Genomic DNA, 18,727 nt, shown 5'->3' with positions numbered 1-18,727 from the left:
TCTGCGTAAAGGCTTACCAACAGGAGAAACGCCATGAAGGTCCTCGTGCCCGTCAAACGCGTGATCGACTATAACGTTAAGGTTCGTGTGAAAGCGGACGGCAGCGGTGTTGATCTTGCAAACGTCAAAATGTCGATGAACCCATTCGACGAAATCGCAGTAGAGCAGGCGATCCGCTTGAAGGAAGCCGGAACGGCTGACGAAGTTGTTGTGGTTTCTATTGGCGTAAAACAGAGCCAAGAGACCCTGCGCAACGCGCTTGCGATGGGTGCTGATCGCGCCATTCTGGTTGTTGCTGCTGATGACGTGCACACTGACATTGAGCCGCTTGCGGTTGCCAAAATCCTCAAGGCTGTTGTCGACGAAGAGCAGCCCGGGCTTGTCCTTGCTGGCAAACAGGCGATCGACAACGACATGAACGCGACCGGCCAAATGCTGTCGGCGCTTTTGGGGTGGTCACAAGCAACCTTTGCGTCTGAGTTGGCCGTTGATGGCGACACAGCGACCGTGACACGCGAAGTCGACGGCGGCTTGCAGACCATTAAAGTGAAGATGCCTGCTATCGTCACTGTTGATTTGCGCCTGAACGAGCCGCGCTATGCGTCTTTGCCAAACATCATGAAGGCCAAGAAGAAGCCGCTCGATGAAAAGACCGCAGCTGATTACGGTGTTGATGTCTCACCACGTCTGCAAATCGTTGGCACGTCCGAGCCCGCAGAACGTGCGGCTGGTATCAAAGTTGGCTCAATTGATGAGCTGGTCGAGAAACTCAAAGAAGCGGGGGCTGTATAATGGCTGTTCTTCTGATTGCTGAAGTAAATGGTGGCGCACTTAACGTAGACGCGACCGCAAAGGCCCTAACTGCGGCCAAAGCATTGGGCGATGTCACTGTCCTTTGCGCAAGCGAAGGCTGCGCTGGCGCTGCAACGGCTGCTGCTGCGCTGGACGGCGTTGGCAAAGTGCTTTGCGCAGATGCCGCCGAATACGGCCATGACTTGGCCGAGCCTGTTGCTGATCTGATCGTATCGCTGGCTGGTGATTATGACCACATCGTTGCGCCTTCTACCGCTGCGTCCAAGAACACCTTGCCCCGTGTGGCGGCGATTCTGGATGTGATGGTCATTTCTGAAGTGACTGCTGTGATCGACGCAGACACATTCGAGCGCCCGATCTATGCGGGCAACGCAATCCAGACTGTGAAATCAGCAGACGCCAAAAAAGTCGCAACCATCCGGACGTCAACATTCGACGCTGCGGGCGAAGGTGGCTCGGCAACAGTTGAGAACATTGCAGCCGCTGGCAACGCAGGCCTGTCCGAATGGGTCGAAGACAAAGTCGCAACATCTGATCGCCCCGAGCTAACATCAGCCGGTGTAGTTGTTTCCGGTGGCCGCGGCGTTGGATCAGAAGATGATTTCAAACTGATCGAAACACTTGCAGATAAGCTTGGTGCCGCCGTTGGCGCATCACGCGCAGCCGTGGACAGTGGTTACGCGCCAAACGATTGGCAAGTGGGCCAGACTGGCAAAGTCGTCGCACCTGACCTTTATGTTGCTGTCGGCATCTCCGGCGCGATCCAGCACCTTGCTGGCATGAAGGACTCCAAGATCATCGTGGCAATCAACAAAGACGAAGAAGCACCTATCTTCCAAGTTGCTGATTACGGCTTGGTCGCAGACCTCTTCGACGCAGTGCCCGAATTGACCAGCAAACTGGGCTAAACCTATTTTTTAGACACAGTAGAAAGGCCCGCAATTTAAGCGGGCCTTTTTTATGGTCAGCTGTTTATATCTTCATCAAACGTGCGCACTTGACCGGTCTTGAGTTGAAAAAGCGACCGCAGCACAAGCCACGCAACAAGTGACGCCACAGCAAACAACAGTGACAGCCAGATCAACGACAGGCCGACGTTGAGCCAAACCAAAACAGACACCAGCGCCGCACCAATGGCGAACCCCAGCAGGACAAAGCCTGGGGCCAGCACCTCAAGGATCGCCAAAACAAGGGCAAACGCAGCCCATGCCCACCACGTGTTTGCCAATGCATCCATATTAACCGCGCCCTTTCAGCATATTGAACGCATTGCCAAACGCCTCAAGCGCATTTGCCGGCACCACGATCGTGCTTTTTCCATTACCATTTCCAAGTGTGTTCAGGGCTTCGACCTGCTTCAAAGCCACTTGATACTGTGCTGCTTCCAAGCCGTGCGCATTGATCGCGTCAGCAACCGTCGCAGTTGCGTAGGCCTCAGCGTCTGCTTGAATACGGCGCGCCTCAGCCTGCTTTTGTGCCGCATAAAGATCAGCGTCCGCCTGCAACTCAACCGAGCGTTTCTCACCTTCTGCACGGGTTACTTGCGCGCGGCGTTCGCGTTCGGCGTTCAACTGTTGCAACATCGCGTCGCGGGTTGCTTGATCAAGGTTCACGTCCAGAAGTTCTGCGCGCGTGACCTCAATGCCCCAGTTATCTACGGCCTCTTCCACCAGCGCCTTGATCTGTTCAATCAGTTGCGCACGGTTCGATCGCACCTCGTCAAGTTCCATCTTACCGATCTCGGCGCGCACAATACCTGCTACTGTTGTTGCGATCGCTGCGTCTACGTCGCGGATCCGGTAAACTGTTCGCTCAGGTTCTGTGATGCGATAGAATACGGATGTCTCAACCCGTACCAAAACGTTGTCCGACGTGATCGCATCCTGTGAGGCATTCGGAAGCTGTCGCTCAAGGATCGAAATCCGGTGCGCCACGCGATCAAGGAACGGCACAATGAAGTTAATGCCGGGCCCAAGCACCGCCTTAAGCCGACCAAAACGCTCAATGACAAACTGCTCTGACTGCGGAACGATCCGAACACCAAGCAGAATACAAATAATGATAAACGCGGCTAGCAACACCACAACGATGTTGCCGCCCAAAATACTAAATAAAACCTGCAAAACCTCTTCACTCCCCATGGTCAGCCTCTCCTATTGAGTTAGCCTGACTATGGCGGCTTATCAGGCGCTTTTGAAGGTAAATCCGCGTTTGTTGCCTTGTGCGCCACCTTTTGACGCAAAATGCTCTTGGACAGACGCACCAACCAATGCCGCGGTTGCCGCCGACAACGTCCAACCCAAATGCCCGTGACCTGTGTTGTAGAAAACACCTGCACGTTTGCCGGCGCCAACGCGCGGCATCATGTTTGGCATCATCGGGCGCAGACCGGCCCAAGGCACCACGTGTTCGGTTGAGATTGATGGGAAATGCGTTTCCACCCACTTGGTCAGCGGCTCAATGCGGTCTGCTCGAATATCACGGTTTTCGCCGTTATATTCCGCCGTCCCCGCAACACGGAAACGGTCTTTACCCAGACGAGACGTCACAATCTTTGCATCATCATCAAGCAAAGACACCATCGGCGCACCATCTTGGCTGATTGCATCCGGCATATTCACAGTGATTGAATAGCCCTTAACGGGGTAAATGTTAACGCGGTCGCCCAGCTTTTTGGCCATCGCACGGCTACCAACGCCGGCGCAAACGACGACGCCGTCAAAAGCTTCACCGTTCACCCGGGTCTCACCATTTGCACTGCTAAGTTGCTCAACCGGTTTGCCCATGCGGAAATCAACGCCCTGTGCCTCAAGCCACTTTGCAAGGCCGAACGTGAATTTGTGAATATCGCCGGTGCTGTCACTTTCCGTCCAGAACCCACCAGTGATGGTGCCACGCAGGTTTGGTTCACGCGCACGCACCTGATCAGGCGTCAACTCAACACGCTCCACACCGCCTTGCGACAAAAGCTCGTTCACTTTGCGAGCGTGCGCCATATCTTTTTCGTTTTTATAGAAATGCAGAATGCCCGCCGGAGACCAATCAAAATCTAGTCCCGCACGGTCCGCCATGGACTGCAATCCAGCGCGCGCCTTAACCGCCAACGCCGCTGTTTGAACTGTGTTGTTTTTGTAGTTCGGAATGTTACTCAAAAACTCAGCCATCCAGCTGATTTTATGCCAGCTTGGGCGCGGATTCACCAACAAGGGCGCATCGCGCCGCGCCATCCATTTGATACCCTTCAGGACCGTCCCGACTGTGTTCCAAACCTCTGCGTTTGATGCGGAAAGCTGCCCACCATTGGCAAAACTGGTATCCATCGCCGCGTAGCGATTTCTGTCGAATACAACAACATCAAGACCACGGCTGACCAATTCAAAAGCTGTTGTCACACCGGTGATGCCAGCGCCAATTACTGCGATACGAGTCATGTTTTCACACTCCAAACGGTTGGGCGCATTTGCCCAAACAACCCCGCTCCGTTCGCTTTACCTGAGCGATGCACGGTCCATAAGGGAACCGCTTGCGCCTTCGGTGCGCCTTGCAAGAAGGCGTCTCTCCAGAGTGTGACACGTCCGCCAGTCCTGTTGCCTGAGAGGTGACCGGGGTGGTTGCTCCTTCGGCGGTGGCATAATCCACGCTCTCCCGAGCGGACATGTTTCCTATGGGAAACCCCTACACGTGTCGTATCTAATTGCCAAGAAAAATCTCGTAAACGTTGCTGACACCCTGTACGGCGCGTATCACAGCATTATGCCTGCAATTTGTCGCGACTGCTTAACCACTTACTCTGCGCAAGAACCGCGACGCTGCGTGGATTGCGGCAGTCCGCGTATGTTGGCGCATCCCGAACTGTTTGATTTGTCAGTCGCCCATATGGATTGCGATGCCTTTTATGCAAGCGTTGAGAAACGCGACAACCCAGAGCTTGCGGACAAACCCGTTATCATAGGCGGCGGGCGGCGCGGCGTCGTCAGTACCGCTTGCTACATTGCACGCATTCGCGGCGTCCGGTCTGCGATGCCGATGTTTAAGGCCCTAAAGCTTTGCCCAGATGCAGTGGTCGTGCGCGGCCGCATGGATGTCTATGCGGATGTATCGAAACAAATCCGCGCCCTGATGGAGGAACTAACCCCCGCCATTGAACCGCTGTCATTAGACGAGGCATTTTTGGACATGTCCGGTACCCACAAACTTCATGGGGCGCCACCAGCCGTGATGCTCGCCCGCCTTGTCAAAAGCATGCGCGAAGAGATCGGGATCACCGGATCAATCGGCCTTAGCCACAATAAGTTTTTAGCAAAAGTCGCATCCGATTTGGATAAACCGCAAGGCTTTTCCGTGATCGGCAAAGCTGAAACCATGACTTTCCTGAAAGACAAGCCCGTGGGCATGATCTGGGGTGTCGGACCGTCTGCGCGCGCAACGCTTGAACAGGCGGGTATTCACACGTTTACGGACCTTCTGAGGTGGGAGCAAAAAGACCTGATCCTGAGGTTTGGCAGTATCGGCGAGCGCCTTTGGCATCTGGCGCGCGGTGAAGATAAGCGCACTGTTTCCGCACACCGACCCATTAAATCAATTAGTAATGAGACCACATTCAACGAAGACACCGCAGCGGTTGACCTACTTGATGGGCACCTTTGGCGGCTTTCCGAAAAAGTCAGTGCGCGGGCCAAGGCGCGCGAGTTGGCGGGCATAGTCGTGACCCTCAAGCTCAAAACGGCAAAGTTCAAAACCCTATCGAAGCGGATCACGTTGACCGATAGCACGCAAATTGCCGACCGAATTTATAGGCACGCAAGACAGCTGTTTGATCAGGTAAGCACCCAAGGTCCATTTCGGTTGATTGGCGTCGGTCTGTCTGACCTAGGGCCATCCTCAGTTGCTGACAGCGCGGGCGACCTTTTGGACCCAGACGCCCCAAAGCGCGCCGCAGCCGAACGCGCCACCGACGCCATCAGAGAACGGTTTGGAAAGGACGCAATTATGAAGGGACGCGCGCTGCGCTAACTACTCAGCAGCAAGCGGCACTTGGCGCTGGCCAATTTCAACGATGTCAGCCATCGCGGCTGTGATCTTGCGGCGCACCGCCTGAAAATCTGCGTTTGGTTCAATCAGCGCTTCATCCATGTAAAGCGAACGATCAATCTCAATCTGGATCGCGTGCATCCCGCGTGATGGCCGTCCGTAAGCTTGGGTTATGTAAGCACCTGCAAATGGCGCATTGCGTGCCGTGACAAAGCCCGCACGTATAAAAGCAGCCTCTACGCGGTCAACGATATCAGAGTTTGCAGAGGCCCCAAACCGGTCACCAATCACAATCTGCGGGCGCTGGCCTTGAGGCGTAGTGATCGCCTCAATCGCTTCATGGGGCATTGAGTGACAGTCAATCAAAATAGCGCTGCCAAACTGGGTATGGTTGGCACGCATCTCTTTGGCCAACGCCGCGTGATAGGGCCGCCAATATTCATCAACCCTAAGTGCGGCCTCGGCCCGTGTGAGCTTGCCGCGGTAGATTGCCCGACCAGAGGCCACAACGCGAGGGATCACCCCAAGCCCCGAGGCAATTCGGGGGTTGTGCACAATGCGCGGCGCACCTTCGACCACTGCGCAATCCATTTCATCCGCAGCGCGGTTCAGGTCCACAAAGGCACGCGGCGCACCGGCATGCAAAAACACCGCACCCAAATCTGGTGCCTTGGAAAAGAGGCGATCAACGAATGCATCCTCAGATGTCCGAATCGTGTGTGCGTCCAAAACGGTCCGCTGCATAAATGCGCGTGAGTAGTCCCGCCCACTGTGGGGGCTGGCGAAGACAACGCTTGTATTTCGGACCTCTGGGAGGTCTAAAAAGTAGACTGCTTTCGGCATTTCGGGCTCCGTTTGAACATAACATAGACTGTTTCACTTTGTTTCCAAAAGCCCCCTTGATCTTTTAGCTGAAGCCTTCTAATCAACCTCTCACCTGACGCGGCGCGACCCGCGTCCTTTTTAATTGGGCTGGTCGCAAAGTTGATGGTTCATGGGCGCTTAGCTCAGCGGTAGAGCACTTCGTTGACATCGAAGGGGTCACTGGTTCGATCCCAGTAGTGCCCACCATGATAACCGCTTCTTGGCATTAGCCTTTGAAGCAAACGCAACTTGAATGGCGTGATCTCGCGCCGGAAAAACAGGAGACAGACTTATGAAAGTCAAGAACTCGCTCCGGTCGCTGAAGAACCGTCACCGCGACTGCCGTATCGTTCGCCGCAAAGGCCGCGTTTACGTGATCAACAAAACACAGCCTCGCTTCAAGGCACGTCAGGGCTAAGCCTTCGACAATTGAACATTCAAAAGCCGCTCCATTAAATTGGGGCGGCTTTTTTCATTTCTGACATCGGCCTTAAAAGCGGTAGGCAGACTAACCCGCGAAATTCTGCGTAATAAAGTAGCGACCACAGTTGGGTGACTTACCGTCAAAGGCAAGCGATGCCCCTGTCAGCTTAGATCTTCGCGCAAGAATGTTTTTGCGGTGACCCGATGACGCCATCCACATGTTCACAATATGATTAGCCAAACTTTTGTATGAATGCGCAGGTATTGTCCGCCCCTTGGCTTCGAACCGGCACGCGCTTAGATCGCGGGTCAAGAATACACCTGCTGTTTCCAACTGATAGCGATGGGTAACGCCAATATTTTTCGATCCGGCAGGACTGCCCACGCCAGATGCCTTGAGCCGTTTTTTGAACGTATTCACCCCTGACACACGCGATTTGTGATTGAGTTGTTGGGACTTAGCCATCCATTTTGAATGCACCTCAGCGACATCCACCAAACCACTGGCAGAAGTTAACGCTGGCAATCCTTTTGAGCACCGTACTTTGTTGACGTAGTGCAGAACCGCGCTGTCAAACAAGGCACTATCAGGTGATTTTGCGGGCACCATGGCATTATGCGCGCCGGTCAAAGCAGGCGTACTACACGCCTGTGCATATCCGGTCAGCGACACGGCAACGCCCAAAACCCCCAGGAACCAAACTGTTTTTTGCAAAAAGTATTTCATAACTGATAACCCCACACTCAACCAACACACGCTTGAGCATAGCAATAAACGCTACTTTTGCATAGATTGCCGCCCAATCATGACGATTGAGCGGCATATCAATTAAATTGTGAGTATCTTATTCCGCGGCAACTTGTGGCTCGTGCGCGGCTTCCACCCTTACGGCTGAAAACTTGAACTCAGGAATTTTACCATAAGGATCAATTGCCGAGTTGGTCAAAATATTTGCGGCTGCCTCAACATACGCAAACGGCAGGAAGACCATATCAGGAGCTACCGCACGATCCATGCGCGCCATGATCACAACGGACCCACGCTTAGTCGTCAGACGGATCATTCCACCAGGTTCTACCCCAAGCTTGCGCAACGTAGACGGGTGCAGCGAACAGTTTGCTTCAGGCTCTACCGCGTCCAAAACTGTGGCGCGGCGAGTCATTGACCCTGTGTGCCAATGCTCAAGCTGACGGCCTGTTGTAAGGATCATCGGGTACTCATCATCGGGCGTATCATCAGGTGCAATAACGCTTGCCGGCGTGAACTTCGCGCGTCCATCTTGGCGGGGGAAACCATCACCAAACACAATCGGCTGGCCCGGATCAGTGGGCGAAAGCGATGGGTATGTCACCGCGTTTTCACCTTCAAGGCGATCCCACGTGATGTTGCTCAACGATTTCATGTTCAGCTTCATTTCGGCAAAGACTTCGCTTGGGTGCGTATAGGTCCAGCCAAGCCCAAGGCGTTTCGCCAACTCAACTTCAATCCACCAGTCTTCACGCGCCTCACCGGGGGGCGAAACAGCCGGACGTCCCATTTGAACTTGCCGGTTGGTATTTGTGACGGTGCCAGACTTTTCCGCAAATGCAGAAGCCGGCAGAATTACATCAGCGTAGTTTGCGGTCTCAGTGATGAAAATATCCTGAACCACAAGGTGGTCCAGCTTGGCCAGCGCGGCACGTGCATGATCCACATCAGGGTCTGACATGGCGGGGTTTTCACCTAAGATATACATCGCCTTAATGTCATCCGTATGCACTGCGTCCATGATCTCGGTGACCGTAAGGCCCTTTTCATTACTGAAATCACCAGAACCCCAGACATCATTAAATGCAGACCGCACACCATCGTCCGTGACAGATTGATAATCCGGCAAAAACATTGGGATAAGGCCCGCATCGGATGCACCTTGTACGTTGTTTTGACCGCGTAGGGGATGCAAGCCCGCGCCAGGGCGACCCACCTGCCCCGTCATCAACGCGAGCGAGATCAAACAGCGCGAATTATCTGTGCCGTGAATGTGCTGGCTAACGCCCATACCCCAGAAAATCATACCCGCCTTAGCGCCTGCAAAGGTACGCGCAACGTCGCGCAGAACTTCTGCCTCAATGCCGCAAATTTCGCTCATCTTTTCGGGTGTGAAATCTTTCAGATGGGCTTTTTCGGCCTCCCAGTTTTCGGTGTAGGCTTCAATATATTGCTGATCATAAAGCTTTTCTTCGACGATCGTATGCATAATAGCGTTCAGCATCGACACGTCAGCACCGGGCCGGAATTGCAGCATATGGCTGGCGAAACGCTTCAACGCTTGGCCGCGCGGGTCCATCACGATCAGCTTGCCACCACACTTGGTGAATTGTTTGAAATACGTCGCAGCAACCGGATGGTTCTCAATTGGGTTAGCGCCGATCACAATCGCCACATCCGCGTTCTCAATCTCGTTGAAAGTGGCTGTCACAGCCGCTGAGCCAACGTTTTCCATCAGTGCCGCAACAGAGGATGCGTGGCAAAGGCGCGTGCAGTGGTCGACGTTGTTGTGTCCAAATCCTTGGCGGATCATCTTTTGAAACAGGTACGCTTCTTCGTTGGTGCATTTTGCTGAACCGAAACCCGCAACTTCACGGCCACGGCCCTTCAGGCCACCTGCGGCAAAATCAAGCGCCTCATCCCATGTTGCTTCGCGGAACACGTCGCCCCAGTTTGCCGGATCAACATTAAGGCCTTTTGCAGGCGCATCATCACGGCGGATAAGCGGTTTGGTCAGGCGGTGATCGTGGTGAATATAATCAAAACCAAAACGCCCTTTCACGCACAAGCGGCCCTCGTTGGCAGGACCATTGATGCCCTCAACGAATTTCACTTTATTGTCTTTAATCTTCAGACTGATCTGACAACCAACACCGCAAAACGGGCAAATGCTTTCGACTTCCTTGTCAAAATCAGCGCTATCCCCAACTTGCTGCTCATCAACAACAGTCGAGGGCATGAGGGCACCTGTGGGGCAGGCTTGGACGCATTCACCACAGGCCACACACGTGCTGTCGCCCATTGGGTCAGCCATATCGAACGTTGGGTAGGCGTCATGGCCACGTCCGGCCATGCCGATCACATCATTGACCTGAACTTCACGGCAGGCGCGCACGCACAGACCGCATTGAATACAAGCATCAAGGTTAACGGACATGGCAACGTGGCTGTTGTCGAGCAGTGGAATACGCTCAGCTTCTAACGTGGGCAGGCGGCTTTCGGCGACACCGTTCAGATCGGCCATATCCCACAGGTGGCTGGATTTATCGTGGGCTGCGTCACGCTCGGGCTGGTCCGCCAACAGCATCTCAACCACCATCTTGCGCGCATTTTTGGCACGTGCAGTTTCCGTGTTCACCACCATACCATCGGCGGGCTCTCGAATGCACGAAGCCGCAAGCGTCCGCTCGCCTTCGATCTCAACCATGCACGCACGGCAGTTCCCATCGGGGCGGTATCCTGGCGCGGGTTTGTGACAAAGGTGCGGAATGACCAGACCACGGCCATTCGCGACCTCCCAGATGGTCATGCCAGCATCAGCCTCAACGGTCTGGCCGTCCAAGGTAAAGGTGATTTTATCAGACATGACGCAAACTTCCCGATTTGAATTTAGCTTAAACTAGGCGATTCAAAATAACCCGCCCACAGCAAGCACGACACGCCACCAACCGTTTGCGCCACGCCGCAAGGCAGGCTACGCACCATAGGAAACAGGAGACGACGATGGGTGAAGTGACAATTACACGCCACGGGCAGGCGAATTCTGGTGCTAAGTCAGAGCTGGAATACGACAAACTATCCGAATTGGGACATGTGCAGGCCCGATGGCTGGGTGAGTATTTGCAAGACGCGCAGCCCTACACGCACATCATCAGCGGCAGTCTGCGCAGACAGCGCGAGACGGCTGAGGGTATTTTGGCGGGGCTTGGCGGCCCCGCAATTCCACACACCACTGACGCGCGCCTGAATGAGCTGGATTACTTCGCGCTGTCGGACTCGCTGACTGATATGCACGGCGTCCCTTTCCCCGATAGCGCCGAGACTTTTGCAGCACATGTGCCGCAAATCCTGAGCCATTGGGCCGCTGAGGAAACACCCCCGCACGTAGAAAGCTATGCCGGTTTTCGCACCCGTATTTTTGACGCAGTAAGGGACGCATCATTGATCGAAGGGCGGGTTTTATTGGTAAGCTCAACAGGCGTCATCGCGTCGCTGACAGCTTTGGCTCTTGGGCTTGAGACAACCCAGAAGGCTAAAATGTTTCTGAACGTGGCGCATACATCGCTGCATGGGTTTAACTACCGCACAATGAATGGCGCGTCTGATTTGCATATGACGATGTATGGTTCGACGCCGCATCTGGACCGTGCGGACCGCGCTGACAAAAAGACAATGGTATAAGCTGGAGTAAACGTTATGCATCTTTGGGTACGGGCTGAGAGCCGCAGTTTTGAACGCCGTGTTGGCCTGACACCCGAAGGTGCTACGCGCCTCATCGAAGCGGGCATGTCAGTCACTGTTGAGAAAAGCGATGCGCGCGCTATCCCAATAGACGAATACGCAAAAGCAGGTTGCCAGATTGCAGCAGCTCACAGCTGGCCAGACGCGCCGAAGGACGCAATTATTTTCGGCCTCAAAGAACTGCCCGACGATGGCAGCGCCCTGCCCCACCGCCACATCATGTTTGGACATGCCTACAAAGGCCAGGACGCAGGACCAAAACTGCTTGCGCGGTTTGCCAAGGGTGGTGGCGAGCTTTCGGACTTGGAATACCTGACCGATACCAGCGGACGCCGCGTAGCCGCTTTTGGCTATTGGGCCGGATACACCGGTGCCGCAATGGCACTGCTTTGTTGGGCAGCGCAACAACGGAATGAAATTGCGGGGGCGGTATCTGCTTATGATAGCGCAACTGATCTACGCGCTGAACTTGAAGAGCAACTGACCCAATGTAGCACCAAGCGCCCTACCGCGCTAATCATTGGGGCACTTGGCCGTGTCGGTACCGGTGCATCAGATCTGTGTGAAGCACTGGGTATAACGCCAACGAAGTGGGATAAGGACGAGACCGCACATGGCGGCCCATTCCCAGAAATTTTGACACACAACTTATTTATGAACTGCATCTTGGCCAGCCCACAAACACCGCTTTTTGTGGGGCCTGACGCCGTCGGGGCAGAGCGGACGCTATCTGTGATCAGCGATATCGCGTGTGACCCAGACAGCCCGTATAACCCGATCCCGATCTATTCCGCCGCAACAAGTTGGGACATTCCCGCAACGCGTATTTCAAATGAATCGGTTCTGGATGTCACTGCGATTGATAACTTGCCGTCGATGTTGCCGGCCGAAAGTTCTGAAGACTTTGCAGCACAACTGCTGCCGACACTTCTTCAGCTAAAGGATGACAGCAACGGCACATGGGGCCGCGCCCGTGACTGTTTTCAAAATGCCCTACGCGAAAATGCGATAGTATAGCCAGTCGGGCAAAAACTGGCTTGCACGGAACATCAGTGAAAATGCGCGCGGGAAGGATTTTTTGAACGCGGTCGAGTTCATATGCTCCCAGAAGTCACGCGCTGCCTCTTCAGGGGTTTGGATGAACGGCATGTTGAAATCGTTCTTGTCCGTCAGCCTCGTTTTGATGAAACCGGGGTTAATTAGCTGAACCTCAACACCTGTTTTGCGCAGATCCGCATAAAGGCTTTCACCAAGATACATCACGCCCGCTTTGGACGCCCCATAACCAACTGCCCCCGGCAAACCGCGGAACCCTGAAAGTGAGCCAGTCAGCACGATATGCCCCGCGTCACGTTTCACAAAGTCTGGTAAAATAGCCCCCAAAATACGCGCAGCACCGGTAAAGTTGATGTCGACCATCTGCTCTAACTGAGCGGCATCAACGGCATCAGCTTTCATGGGCCAGTACACACCGGCCAAAAACACCACACCGTCAATTTCACCGACTTGAGCGTACGCTTCTTCTACGCTTTTGAGGCTACTGACATCGCAGGTGACATAGGATGCTTTCCCCGGAAGGGTGTCTACAACCCGTTTCAAATCATCTTCGGAACGGGCCGAAAGGATCACCTCAACACCTGCGGCGCTCATCATCTGGCCAACCGCCTCACCGAGGCCCGCAGATGCGCCAACCAGCCAATACCGTTTACCCGCCCACTGCTTTGTCACGCCACACTCCTTATAATTTCAAGCAACCCGCTTGCGCACAGCATCAACTTCAACTGGCCGCATCGTAGCGACCAATTCTGCAACCTTGATACCAAACTTACGAAACTGTGATCGGTTAATGATTGTCCCGTTCTGCATCAAATACATCCAGTCTGTCACATCAAGCGCATGACCACCCGCCTCTGGAGTCAACTTAATCGTGTAGTTCAACAGCAGGGCGTTACCACGCTGCTGGCCACTACCACGTCCCACCAAATCATCCGCATCCGCACGCACCACGCCGCCTTCATCAAGCTGTAAGCGCCACTCGCGGTGCTGAACGCTGCCACTATCGTAGTGAAAGACCTCGCGCATCACGCCGCTATCGCCCTTCCACTCCGCCTCAAACTCGGCAACAAAACGGCTACTCACACGCCCCAGAGGACCATAAATCACACCCTCGCAGGCAATCTTACCGTTTAGATGATCCTTGATGTCCATAATCGGACCAAGCCCATCATACTCTGCCGGCTTTTGCGCACGGAAAGTGCAGAAACGGACATAGAGCAGCACACAGATCAGTGTGATGACGACACCGATTAGCACAAATAGAAATTCGTTCATTTCGCATCATCCTCCGTCAAATTAGTGCGCCAAAGCAAAAAGATCGCAATCAGCTTCAGCACGCACGGAACGCCCGCATATAAATAGCTCAAAACCCAGAGCGCTTGATCAGGCTGAGCTATCTGCCCCGCTACAAATCCGCTCTGCTCTAATAAAGGAAGTAGGGCCACTGCCGCAAAAGCCAGTGTAAATTTAGTAACAAATGACCACACCCCAAAAGCTTGGCCCGCATTTGGTGCAATTTTAGACAAGCGGCGGGCAAAAAGGGCAGGCAACAAAGTCATGTCCGCGCCCAAAGCGGCACCACTGGCAATGCAAACAACCGCAAAAAGCGCCACGTCACCGGAGCCAAGCAACAGCGCACCTGCAAAAGTGATAACCGCCAACACCATACCCGCCAGCAAAGTTGTCTTGGGCGAGACCCGCTGCGCCATACATCCCCAAAGCGGTGCACTTATTGCGGCAGACAAAAAGAACAGCAACAACAGCGGCCCTTCCCAGCCCAACGCATCCAAACGGCTTTCCACGAAGAACAAAAACAATGTTGAGCTTACCGCAACCGGTGTAGCGTTGACCAAGGCCACTGTAAGCAGCCGGCGAGCAATCGGATCTTTTAGGACAACCGCAAAACCAACAGGTGTAGCCGCTTCATTTTCCGCCTTGCCCGCGCTCCATTCTTTGCGCATCGAACCCCATCCAGCTAGGCACAGCACCGCAAACCCGAGTGCAAAGCCAACAAATGGACGGCCCATAAAGCCCATCAGAACAGTCGGCGTGATGGCCGCAACACACACACCCAACAGCCCGCCAGTCTCACGCCAAGTAGCAAGCCTGACATGCCCCGCGCCCATCGCATCTGCTTTGGCAACGCCCTGCGCGTAAAAGCTGATTGTAAGGAAGCTAAACGATGAAAAGAGCCCCCCTAGGGTCAGTGCAAACCACCACAACGCAGGGATGGGCGGGACGATTGCAAACAGCCCCCACATCGACAGTGCCAAAATGATAACCGCAAACGATACCATCGCCCCACGCACACTGCGCGTCTTTTCGGATAGCCATCCAAGCAGCGGGTCTTGGACCACATCGACAAGGCGCAAAACAAACAAAACGGATGCAAGGGCAGTCAAGCTAAGCCCGTATTCATCCACGTAAAACTTGGGAGCGTGGATATAAATAGGCAAGCCAGCCGCCGCCAGCATGGCCGCAAAAAGCCCATAAGATGGCAACCGCTGTGCGCGAGTCATCGTGATATCTCAGTTTCGGGCGGCTCAGGTTGGGACCGAAACTTCGCGCCCTTAAACCACAGTTTCACCGCTTGCCAGTGGACCAGCGTAAGCACACGCCGCGAACCAAGCGGACGGCGCACCAGCATCCGCAGCATGGAACGTGTTGTGAGTGGCTGGCGTTTACCGGTCAGGGTTGCAATCAGCCCCCCTCCGCTTGGATCGGCAGTTTCTGTGTAATCAATCCGAATGCTGATCTTTTCATCAGTGATGTCATAATTAAACGCATAGCCCCCCTCGAGCGGCTGAAACGGCGACACATGCATCATTTTGCTCGCGTGGAGGGTGTCCTTGGCAGAAATGGCCCGATGATCGTCATGATGACACAAGTATGAATGCCGGTCACCGAACGTATTGGCCACCTCAGCAATCACAACACGCAGAGCGCCGGTTGCATCATAGCAAAGCCAAAAAGAAACCGCGTTGAACAAATGCCCCAGTACTTTGGGCTGGGCCAAAAGCTCAATCCGTCCGTCGTTTGGCAAACCATGCGTACGCAGCACATCGCGGACCCACGCCGCACCGGTTCCGGCCTTGGGCAGCCCTCCGTGATCAACGTCATGCAATGCAACCATGCCAGGCCGGTTACGCTTGAAGGGCCAAGGCGCGCGGACCTCAGCCTCCGCATCAACCAGTACGTAATCAACGCTGTAGGAAAACGCATTTTTCACAGAACCCTTACGACCGTGGTAGGTCCGCGCCTCAATATGGTCGACGGTTTTCATCGGCTTATTCTGCCGCTGCCAACGCCGGAGTTGCGCGCATGGCTTCCACCACTTCCACGGCTGATTTTATACCATCTTCATGAAAACCGTTGGCCAACCACGCACCGCAGAACCACGTGTTGTTCGTACCGTTCATCGCTTTGACTGTATCTTGGGCTGCCAAAGCTGCGGCGTCATAAACAGGGTGGCGTAATACAACTTCGTCCCAGATCAGGCTTGGGTCAATCTCACGGGTGCTATTGAGCGTCACGAAAAAGTCCTGCTCCGTTTCGAGCGGCTGCAATTTATTCATCCAGTACGTTAGATCAATTTGATCATCTTGCTTGCCTGCTGCCTCGGTGTAATTCCATGACGACCACACCTGTTTCTTGCGCGGCATTACCGAAGCGTCCGAATGCAAAACGACATGATTGGGCTGGTAGCCAACCGACCCTAGTGCAGAAGTTTCAGCCGCATTCGCGTCTGCCAAAAGCTGGAGTGCGTCATCAGAATGAGTTGCGAACACAACCTCATCAAAAATTTCCGCATCTGCGCCTTCGGGCATCACGTGCACGCCAAGTTCAGTGCGGTTGACACAATCGATCGGGGCACCAAGCCGAATGTCGACGCCTTTTTTCACCATCGATGCTTCCAGACGTTTCACATATTCAATCGAGCCACCCTGAACAGTGTACCACTGATGTTGGCCCGTAGCGCTGAGTAGGGCGTGATTTTCGAAAAACGTCATCATCGCCTTGGCTGGGAAATCCATAATCTTAGCTTTGGGCGTAGACCAAATCGCGCCTGAGAACGGCAATAAATACCGGTCGCGGAACCATTCGCCCGTGCCAAGAGCCTCGAGCAAATCACCTGTGCTCATACCGTCTTTGGCAAGCTTCAGTCCGTTGGCATTGAAATGGAAAATGTCGCGCAACATTCGCCAGTATTTTGGCTTCAACAAGTTACGGCGCTGCGCAAAAAGCGCATCAAGAGACACCAAACCATACTCCAACGCACCACCATCAATGGACGCCCCAAAGCTCATGTTGCTTGGCGCAACAGGCACATCAAGCTCGGCAAAAAGCGCGGTGAGATGAGGATAGTTAGCGTAGTTAAAGACAATGAAACCCGTATCCACCGCCACATCTTTGTCGCGTCCAGCCATCCGTGTGCGCGCATGTCCGCCGAGCCGCCCCTCTGCCTCATAAAGGGTTACCGCGTGGTCATCTGCCAGCATATGCGCCGCCGCCATGCCAGAAATACCAGCGCCAATCACCGCAACCCGCTTTGGGCCGCGCCGTTTATCCAATGGCATATTGTCGTCCTTGTTTGGTTGGTCTTGAGTGCTCTATATACGCCGCGATTGAGAAAGTGGATGACTCATCGTTTATTTCGCACATGCAGTGATCCAAACTTAGCGACCAGCCGTAACAGTGCCATGATAGACGGGATCGCCAGTTTGGAAGAAAGCAGTGCAACCGCGCAGCCGATCAGCTACGCTCGGCCACAGGTTGCACGATTCATCCAGCCCAAAAGGCGGCATTCCCAGATGACGACGACACAAGAGCGCACAGCGTGGGTTGCGGAAATGGACCGCATCAAAACCCTCCGAGATCAGGCAGCTTTCGCTGATCTGTTCGATTATTTTGCGCCAAGGCTAAAGGGGTTTTTAATGCGCGGCGGCACGTCCGAGGCGCTTGCAGAAGAAATTGCACAAGAGGTTATGGCAATCGTTTGGACCAAGGCCGATATGTTTGACGCATCACGCGCTAGTGTCTCGACTTGGATTTTTACCATCGCTCGTAACCGCAAAATCGATGTGCTGCGCAAAACGCAACGTCCTGAACCTGAAGACTTGTCATGGGGACCCGAGGCGGAACCGGATCAGGCCGATCAGCTTAGTGCACAACAAGAACAATCACAGTTGAAGACAGCAATGTCTCAGCTTCCGCAGAAACAAAGAGAATTGGTCGAACGCGCATATTTTGGCGATCAATCACACTCACAAATCGCGTCCGAGACGGGGCTGCCGCTTGGAACAATCAAATCACGAATACGCTTGGCGCTGGATCGCTTGCGCCACGCAATGGATGGAAATTAGACCGATGACAAATATCAAACATCACCTCACGGATGACGTGCTGCTGGCATATTGTGCTGGCACGCTACCAGAAGCCTTTAGCCTGGTGGTTGCCACGCATATTTCGCTCTGTGAAACCTGTCGTTCTCACATGGACACACTGGATGCGATTGGCGGCGTTGTCATCGAAGAAACACCAAAAGCAGCGATGTCATCTGGCAGTTTGGAAGCCTGCCTAAAAATGGCAGAGAGCATGCCCAAAGACCCGATCAAAATGGAAGCCGCCGGCATACCAAAGCGTCAGAAATCAGCTGGCTTGTTTCCTGCACCGCTTCAAGATTATGTGGGGGGTGATTTGGATGCGGTACGCTGGCGGCCGATTGGACTTGGCGTAAAGCAAGCTATCCTGAAGACCTCGCGCGATGCATCTGTGCGTTTGCTCTACATCCCGACTGGCGCTGCAATGCCAGATCACACGCACAACGGCACAGAAATGACACTTGTTTTGCAAGGTGCTTTTCAAGACGAAAGCGACTATTTCGGCGCAGGCGATGTAGAAATTGCTGACGAAGAGATGAACCATACGCCAGTTGCAGTTGGGCCTGTGGACTGCATCTGCCTCGCGGCAAGCGATGCACCCCTTAAGTTCAACGGCATCCTGCCAAAAGTACTTCAGCCGTTCTTCCGCATTTAAGGGCCCAAGCTGACC

The 18,727-nt window shown here is 54.1% G+C and carries 19 protein-coding genes, 1 tRNA gene and 1 riboswitch; of the genes, 9 read left to right on the top strand and 11 right to left on the bottom strand.

The genetic code is table 11. The features are described from left to right. Positions 1–33 precede the first annotated feature (33 nt). Together OLX08_RS09045 and OLX08_RS09040 are read left to right on the top strand one after the other, a co-directional pair. A complete protein-coding gene (locus OLX08_RS09045) occupies positions 34–792 on the top strand; it encodes an electron transfer flavoprotein subunit beta/FixA family protein (RefSeq protein WP_341246814.1) in 759 nt (252 codons plus the stop codon). Further along, positions 792–1,721, top strand: coding sequence for an FAD-binding protein (locus tag OLX08_RS09040; protein ID WP_391481004.1), 930 nt, complete (start codon positions 792–794; stop codon positions 1,719–1,721). The genes OLX08_RS09045 and OLX08_RS09040 overlap by 1 nt, the downstream gene beginning before the upstream one ends. Positions 1,722–1,777: 56 nt before the next feature. Here OLX08_RS09040 and OLX08_RS09035 read toward each other — a convergent pair whose 3' ends face one another. Genes OLX08_RS09035 through OLX08_RS09025 form a run of 3 tightly spaced genes read right to left on the bottom strand, consistent with a single transcriptional unit; the run spans position 1,778 to position 4,244 of the window. Then, entirely contained in the window at positions 1,778–2,050 is a 273-nt protein-coding gene (locus tag OLX08_RS09035) for an NfeD family protein (RefSeq protein ID WP_391481003.1), read from the bottom strand. Between the two features lies 1 nt (position 2,051). Further along, the gene (locus OLX08_RS09030; protein WP_391481001.1) at positions 2,052–2,954 is read right to left on the bottom strand and encodes an SPFH domain-containing protein; all 903 of its coding nucleotides are present in this window, start codon (positions 2,952–2,954) and stop codon (positions 2,052–2,054) included. A gap of 42 nt (positions 2,955–2,996) precedes the next feature. After that, positions 2,997–4,244 carry a D-amino acid dehydrogenase gene (locus OLX08_RS09025; protein ID WP_341246811.1) on the bottom strand — a complete coding sequence of 416 codons (1,248 nt, stop codon included), beginning with the start codon at positions 4,242–4,244 and terminating at the stop codon, positions 2,997–2,999. A 138-nt stretch (positions 4,245–4,382) separates the two neighbouring features. Next, positions 4,383–4,472: riboswitch (glycine riboswitch) on the bottom strand. A gap of 94 nt (positions 4,473–4,566) precedes the next feature. On the opposite strand from OLX08_RS09025, the gene OLX08_RS09020 reads away from it, so the two are divergent. Continuing rightward, positions 4,567–5,826 (top strand): DNA polymerase IV, encoded by a 1,260-nt coding sequence (locus OLX08_RS09020; RefSeq protein WP_391483226.1) that lies wholly within the window; start codon positions 4,567–4,569, stop codon positions 5,824–5,826. Here the strand turns inward: OLX08_RS09020 and OLX08_RS09015 are convergent, their stop codons facing one another. Then, entirely contained in the window at positions 5,827–6,687 is an 861-nt protein-coding gene (locus OLX08_RS09015) for an N-formylglutamate amidohydrolase (RefSeq protein WP_391480999.1), read from the bottom strand. 153 nt (positions 6,688–6,840) lie between these two features. On the opposite strand from OLX08_RS09015, the gene OLX08_RS09010 reads away from it, so the two are divergent. Together OLX08_RS09010 and ykgO are read left to right on the top strand one after the other, a co-directional pair. Beyond that, a tRNA-Val gene (locus tag OLX08_RS09010) sits at positions 6,841–6,915 on the top strand. An 85-nt stretch (positions 6,916–7,000) separates the two neighbouring features. Beyond that, complete coding sequence (gene ykgO / locus OLX08_RS09005) at positions 7,001–7,126, top strand: type B 50S ribosomal protein L36 (protein ID WP_008205324.1); 126 nt, start codon at positions 7,001–7,003, stop codon at positions 7,124–7,126. Positions 7,127–7,216: 90 nt separating this feature from the next. On the opposite strand, the gene OLX08_RS09000 is transcribed toward ykgO, so the two are convergent. Next, a complete protein-coding gene (locus tag OLX08_RS09000) occupies positions 7,217–7,858 on the bottom strand; it encodes a CAP domain-containing protein (RefSeq protein WP_391480997.1) in 642 nt (213 codons plus the stop codon). A gap of 118 nt (positions 7,859–7,976) precedes the next feature. Further along, complete coding sequence (fdhF, locus tag OLX08_RS08995) at positions 7,977–10,745, bottom strand: formate dehydrogenase subunit alpha (RefSeq protein ID WP_391480995.1); 2,769 nt, start codon at positions 10,743–10,745, stop codon at positions 7,977–7,979. 137 nt (positions 10,746–10,882) lie between these two features. On the opposite strand from fdhF, the gene OLX08_RS08990 reads away from it, so the two are divergent. Beyond that, complete coding sequence (locus OLX08_RS08990) at positions 10,883–11,560, top strand: histidine phosphatase family protein (RefSeq protein ID WP_391480993.1); 678 nt, start codon at positions 10,883–10,885, stop codon at positions 11,558–11,560. Between the two features lie 15 nt (positions 11,561–11,575). Then, on the top strand, positions 11,576–12,637 hold the full coding sequence (locus OLX08_RS08985) for a saccharopine dehydrogenase (protein ID WP_391480992.1): 1,062 nt from the start codon (positions 11,576–11,578) through the stop codon (positions 12,635–12,637). On the opposite strand, the gene OLX08_RS08980 is transcribed toward OLX08_RS08985, so the two are convergent. Genes OLX08_RS08980 through OLX08_RS08960 form a run of 5 tightly spaced genes read right to left on the bottom strand, consistent with a single transcriptional unit; the run spans position 12,614 to position 17,253 of the window. After that, positions 12,614–13,348: an SDR family NAD(P)-dependent oxidoreductase gene (locus OLX08_RS08980; RefSeq protein WP_391480991.1), complete on the bottom strand. Its 735-nt coding sequence runs from the start codon at positions 13,346–13,348 to the stop codon at positions 12,614–12,616. The two genes, OLX08_RS08985 and OLX08_RS08980, sit on opposite strands and share 24 nt — an antisense overlap. 18 nt (positions 13,349–13,366) lie before the next feature. Then, entirely contained in the window at positions 13,367–13,951 is a 585-nt protein-coding gene (locus OLX08_RS08975; RefSeq protein ID WP_391480990.1) for a DUF3833 family protein, read from the bottom strand. After that, entirely contained in the window at positions 13,948–15,195 is a 1,248-nt protein-coding gene (locus OLX08_RS08970; RefSeq protein WP_391480988.1) for an MFS transporter, read from the bottom strand. The genes OLX08_RS08975 and OLX08_RS08970 overlap by 4 nt, the downstream gene beginning before the upstream one ends. After that, a complete protein-coding gene (locus OLX08_RS08965; RefSeq protein ID WP_391480987.1) occupies positions 15,192–15,959 on the bottom strand; it encodes a DUF1365 domain-containing protein in 768 nt (255 codons plus the stop codon). The genes OLX08_RS08970 and OLX08_RS08965 overlap by 4 nt, the downstream gene beginning before the upstream one ends. 4 nt (positions 15,960–15,963) lie before the next feature. Next, complete coding sequence (locus OLX08_RS08960) at positions 15,964–17,253, bottom strand: NAD(P)/FAD-dependent oxidoreductase (protein ID WP_391480986.1); 1,290 nt, start codon at positions 17,251–17,253, stop codon at positions 15,964–15,966. A 234-nt stretch (positions 17,254–17,487) separates the two neighbouring features. On the opposite strand from OLX08_RS08960, the gene OLX08_RS08955 reads away from it, so the two are divergent. Both OLX08_RS08955 and OLX08_RS08950 read left to right on the top strand, forming a co-directional pair. Continuing rightward, entirely contained in the window at positions 17,488–18,039 is a 552-nt protein-coding gene (locus OLX08_RS08955) for a sigma-70 family RNA polymerase sigma factor (protein WP_143081997.1), read from the top strand. 4 nt (positions 18,040–18,043) lie between these two features. Further along, positions 18,044–18,712 (top strand): ChrR family anti-sigma-E factor, encoded by a 669-nt coding sequence (locus tag OLX08_RS08950; protein ID WP_391480984.1) that lies wholly within the window; start codon positions 18,044–18,046, stop codon positions 18,710–18,712. Positions 18,713–18,727 lie beyond the last annotated feature (15 nt).

The organism is Nereida ignava (assembly GCF_047114695.1).
Taxonomy (GTDB): Bacteria; Pseudomonadota; Alphaproteobacteria; order Rhodobacterales; family Rhodobacteraceae; genus Nereida; species Nereida ignava.
This window is presented reverse-complemented; position numbering and strand designations above follow the sequence as displayed.

Coding starts and splice junctions, on each gene's coding strand:
- OLX08_RS09025 (WP_341246811.1), bottom strand. CDS start 4,244: ATGACTCGTATCGCAGTAATTGGCGCTGGCATCACCGGTGTGACAACA.
- OLX08_RS08970 (WP_391480988.1), bottom strand. CDS start 15,195: ATGACTCGCGCACAGCGGTTGCCATCTTATGGGCTTTTTGCGGCCATG.
- ykgO (WP_008205324.1), top strand. CDS start 7,001: ATGAAAGTCAAGAACTCGCTCCGGTCGCTGAAGAACCGTCACCGCGAC.
- OLX08_RS08960 (WP_391480986.1), bottom strand. CDS start 17,253: ATGCCATTGGATAAACGGCGCGGCCCAAAGCGGGTTGCGGTGATTGGC.
- OLX08_RS08975 (WP_391480990.1), bottom strand. CDS start 13,951: ATGAACGAATTTCTATTTGTGCTAATCGGTGTCGTCATCACACTGATC.
- OLX08_RS09015 (WP_391480999.1), bottom strand. CDS start 6,687: ATGCCGAAAGCAGTCTACTTTTTAGACCTCCCAGAGGTCCGAAATACA.
- fdhF (WP_391480995.1), bottom strand. CDS start 10,745: ATGTCTGATAAAATCACCTTTACCTTGGACGGCCAGACCGTTGAGGCT.
- OLX08_RS09020 (WP_391483226.1), top strand. CDS start 4,567: ATGCCTGCAATTTGTCGCGACTGCTTAACCACTTACTCTGCGCAAGAA.
- OLX08_RS08955 (WP_143081997.1), top strand. CDS start 17,488: ATGACGACGACACAAGAGCGCACAGCGTGGGTTGCGGAAATGGACCGC.
- OLX08_RS09030 (WP_391481001.1), bottom strand. CDS start 2,954: ATGGGGAGTGAAGAGGTTTTGCAGGTTTTATTTAGTATTTTGGGCGGC.
- OLX08_RS09035 (WP_391481003.1), bottom strand. CDS start 2,050: ATGGATGCATTGGCAAACACGTGGTGGGCATGGGCTGCGTTTGCCCTT.
- OLX08_RS08950 (WP_391480984.1), top strand. CDS start 18,044: ATGACAAATATCAAACATCACCTCACGGATGACGTGCTGCTGGCATAT.
- OLX08_RS08965 (WP_391480987.1), bottom strand. CDS start 15,959: ATGAAAACCGTCGACCATATTGAGGCGCGGACCTACCACGGTCGTAAG.
- OLX08_RS08990 (WP_391480993.1), top strand. CDS start 10,883: ATGGGTGAAGTGACAATTACACGCCACGGGCAGGCGAATTCTGGTGCT.
- OLX08_RS08985 (WP_391480992.1), top strand. CDS start 11,576: ATGCATCTTTGGGTACGGGCTGAGAGCCGCAGTTTTGAACGCCGTGTT.
- OLX08_RS09045 (WP_341246814.1), top strand. CDS start 34: ATGAAGGTCCTCGTGCCCGTCAAACGCGTGATCGACTATAACGTTAAG.
- OLX08_RS09000 (WP_391480997.1), bottom strand. CDS start 7,858: ATGAAATACTTTTTGCAAAAAACAGTTTGGTTCCTGGGGGTTTTGGGC.
- OLX08_RS09040 (WP_391481004.1), top strand. CDS start 792: ATGGCTGTTCTTCTGATTGCTGAAGTAAATGGTGGCGCACTTAACGTA.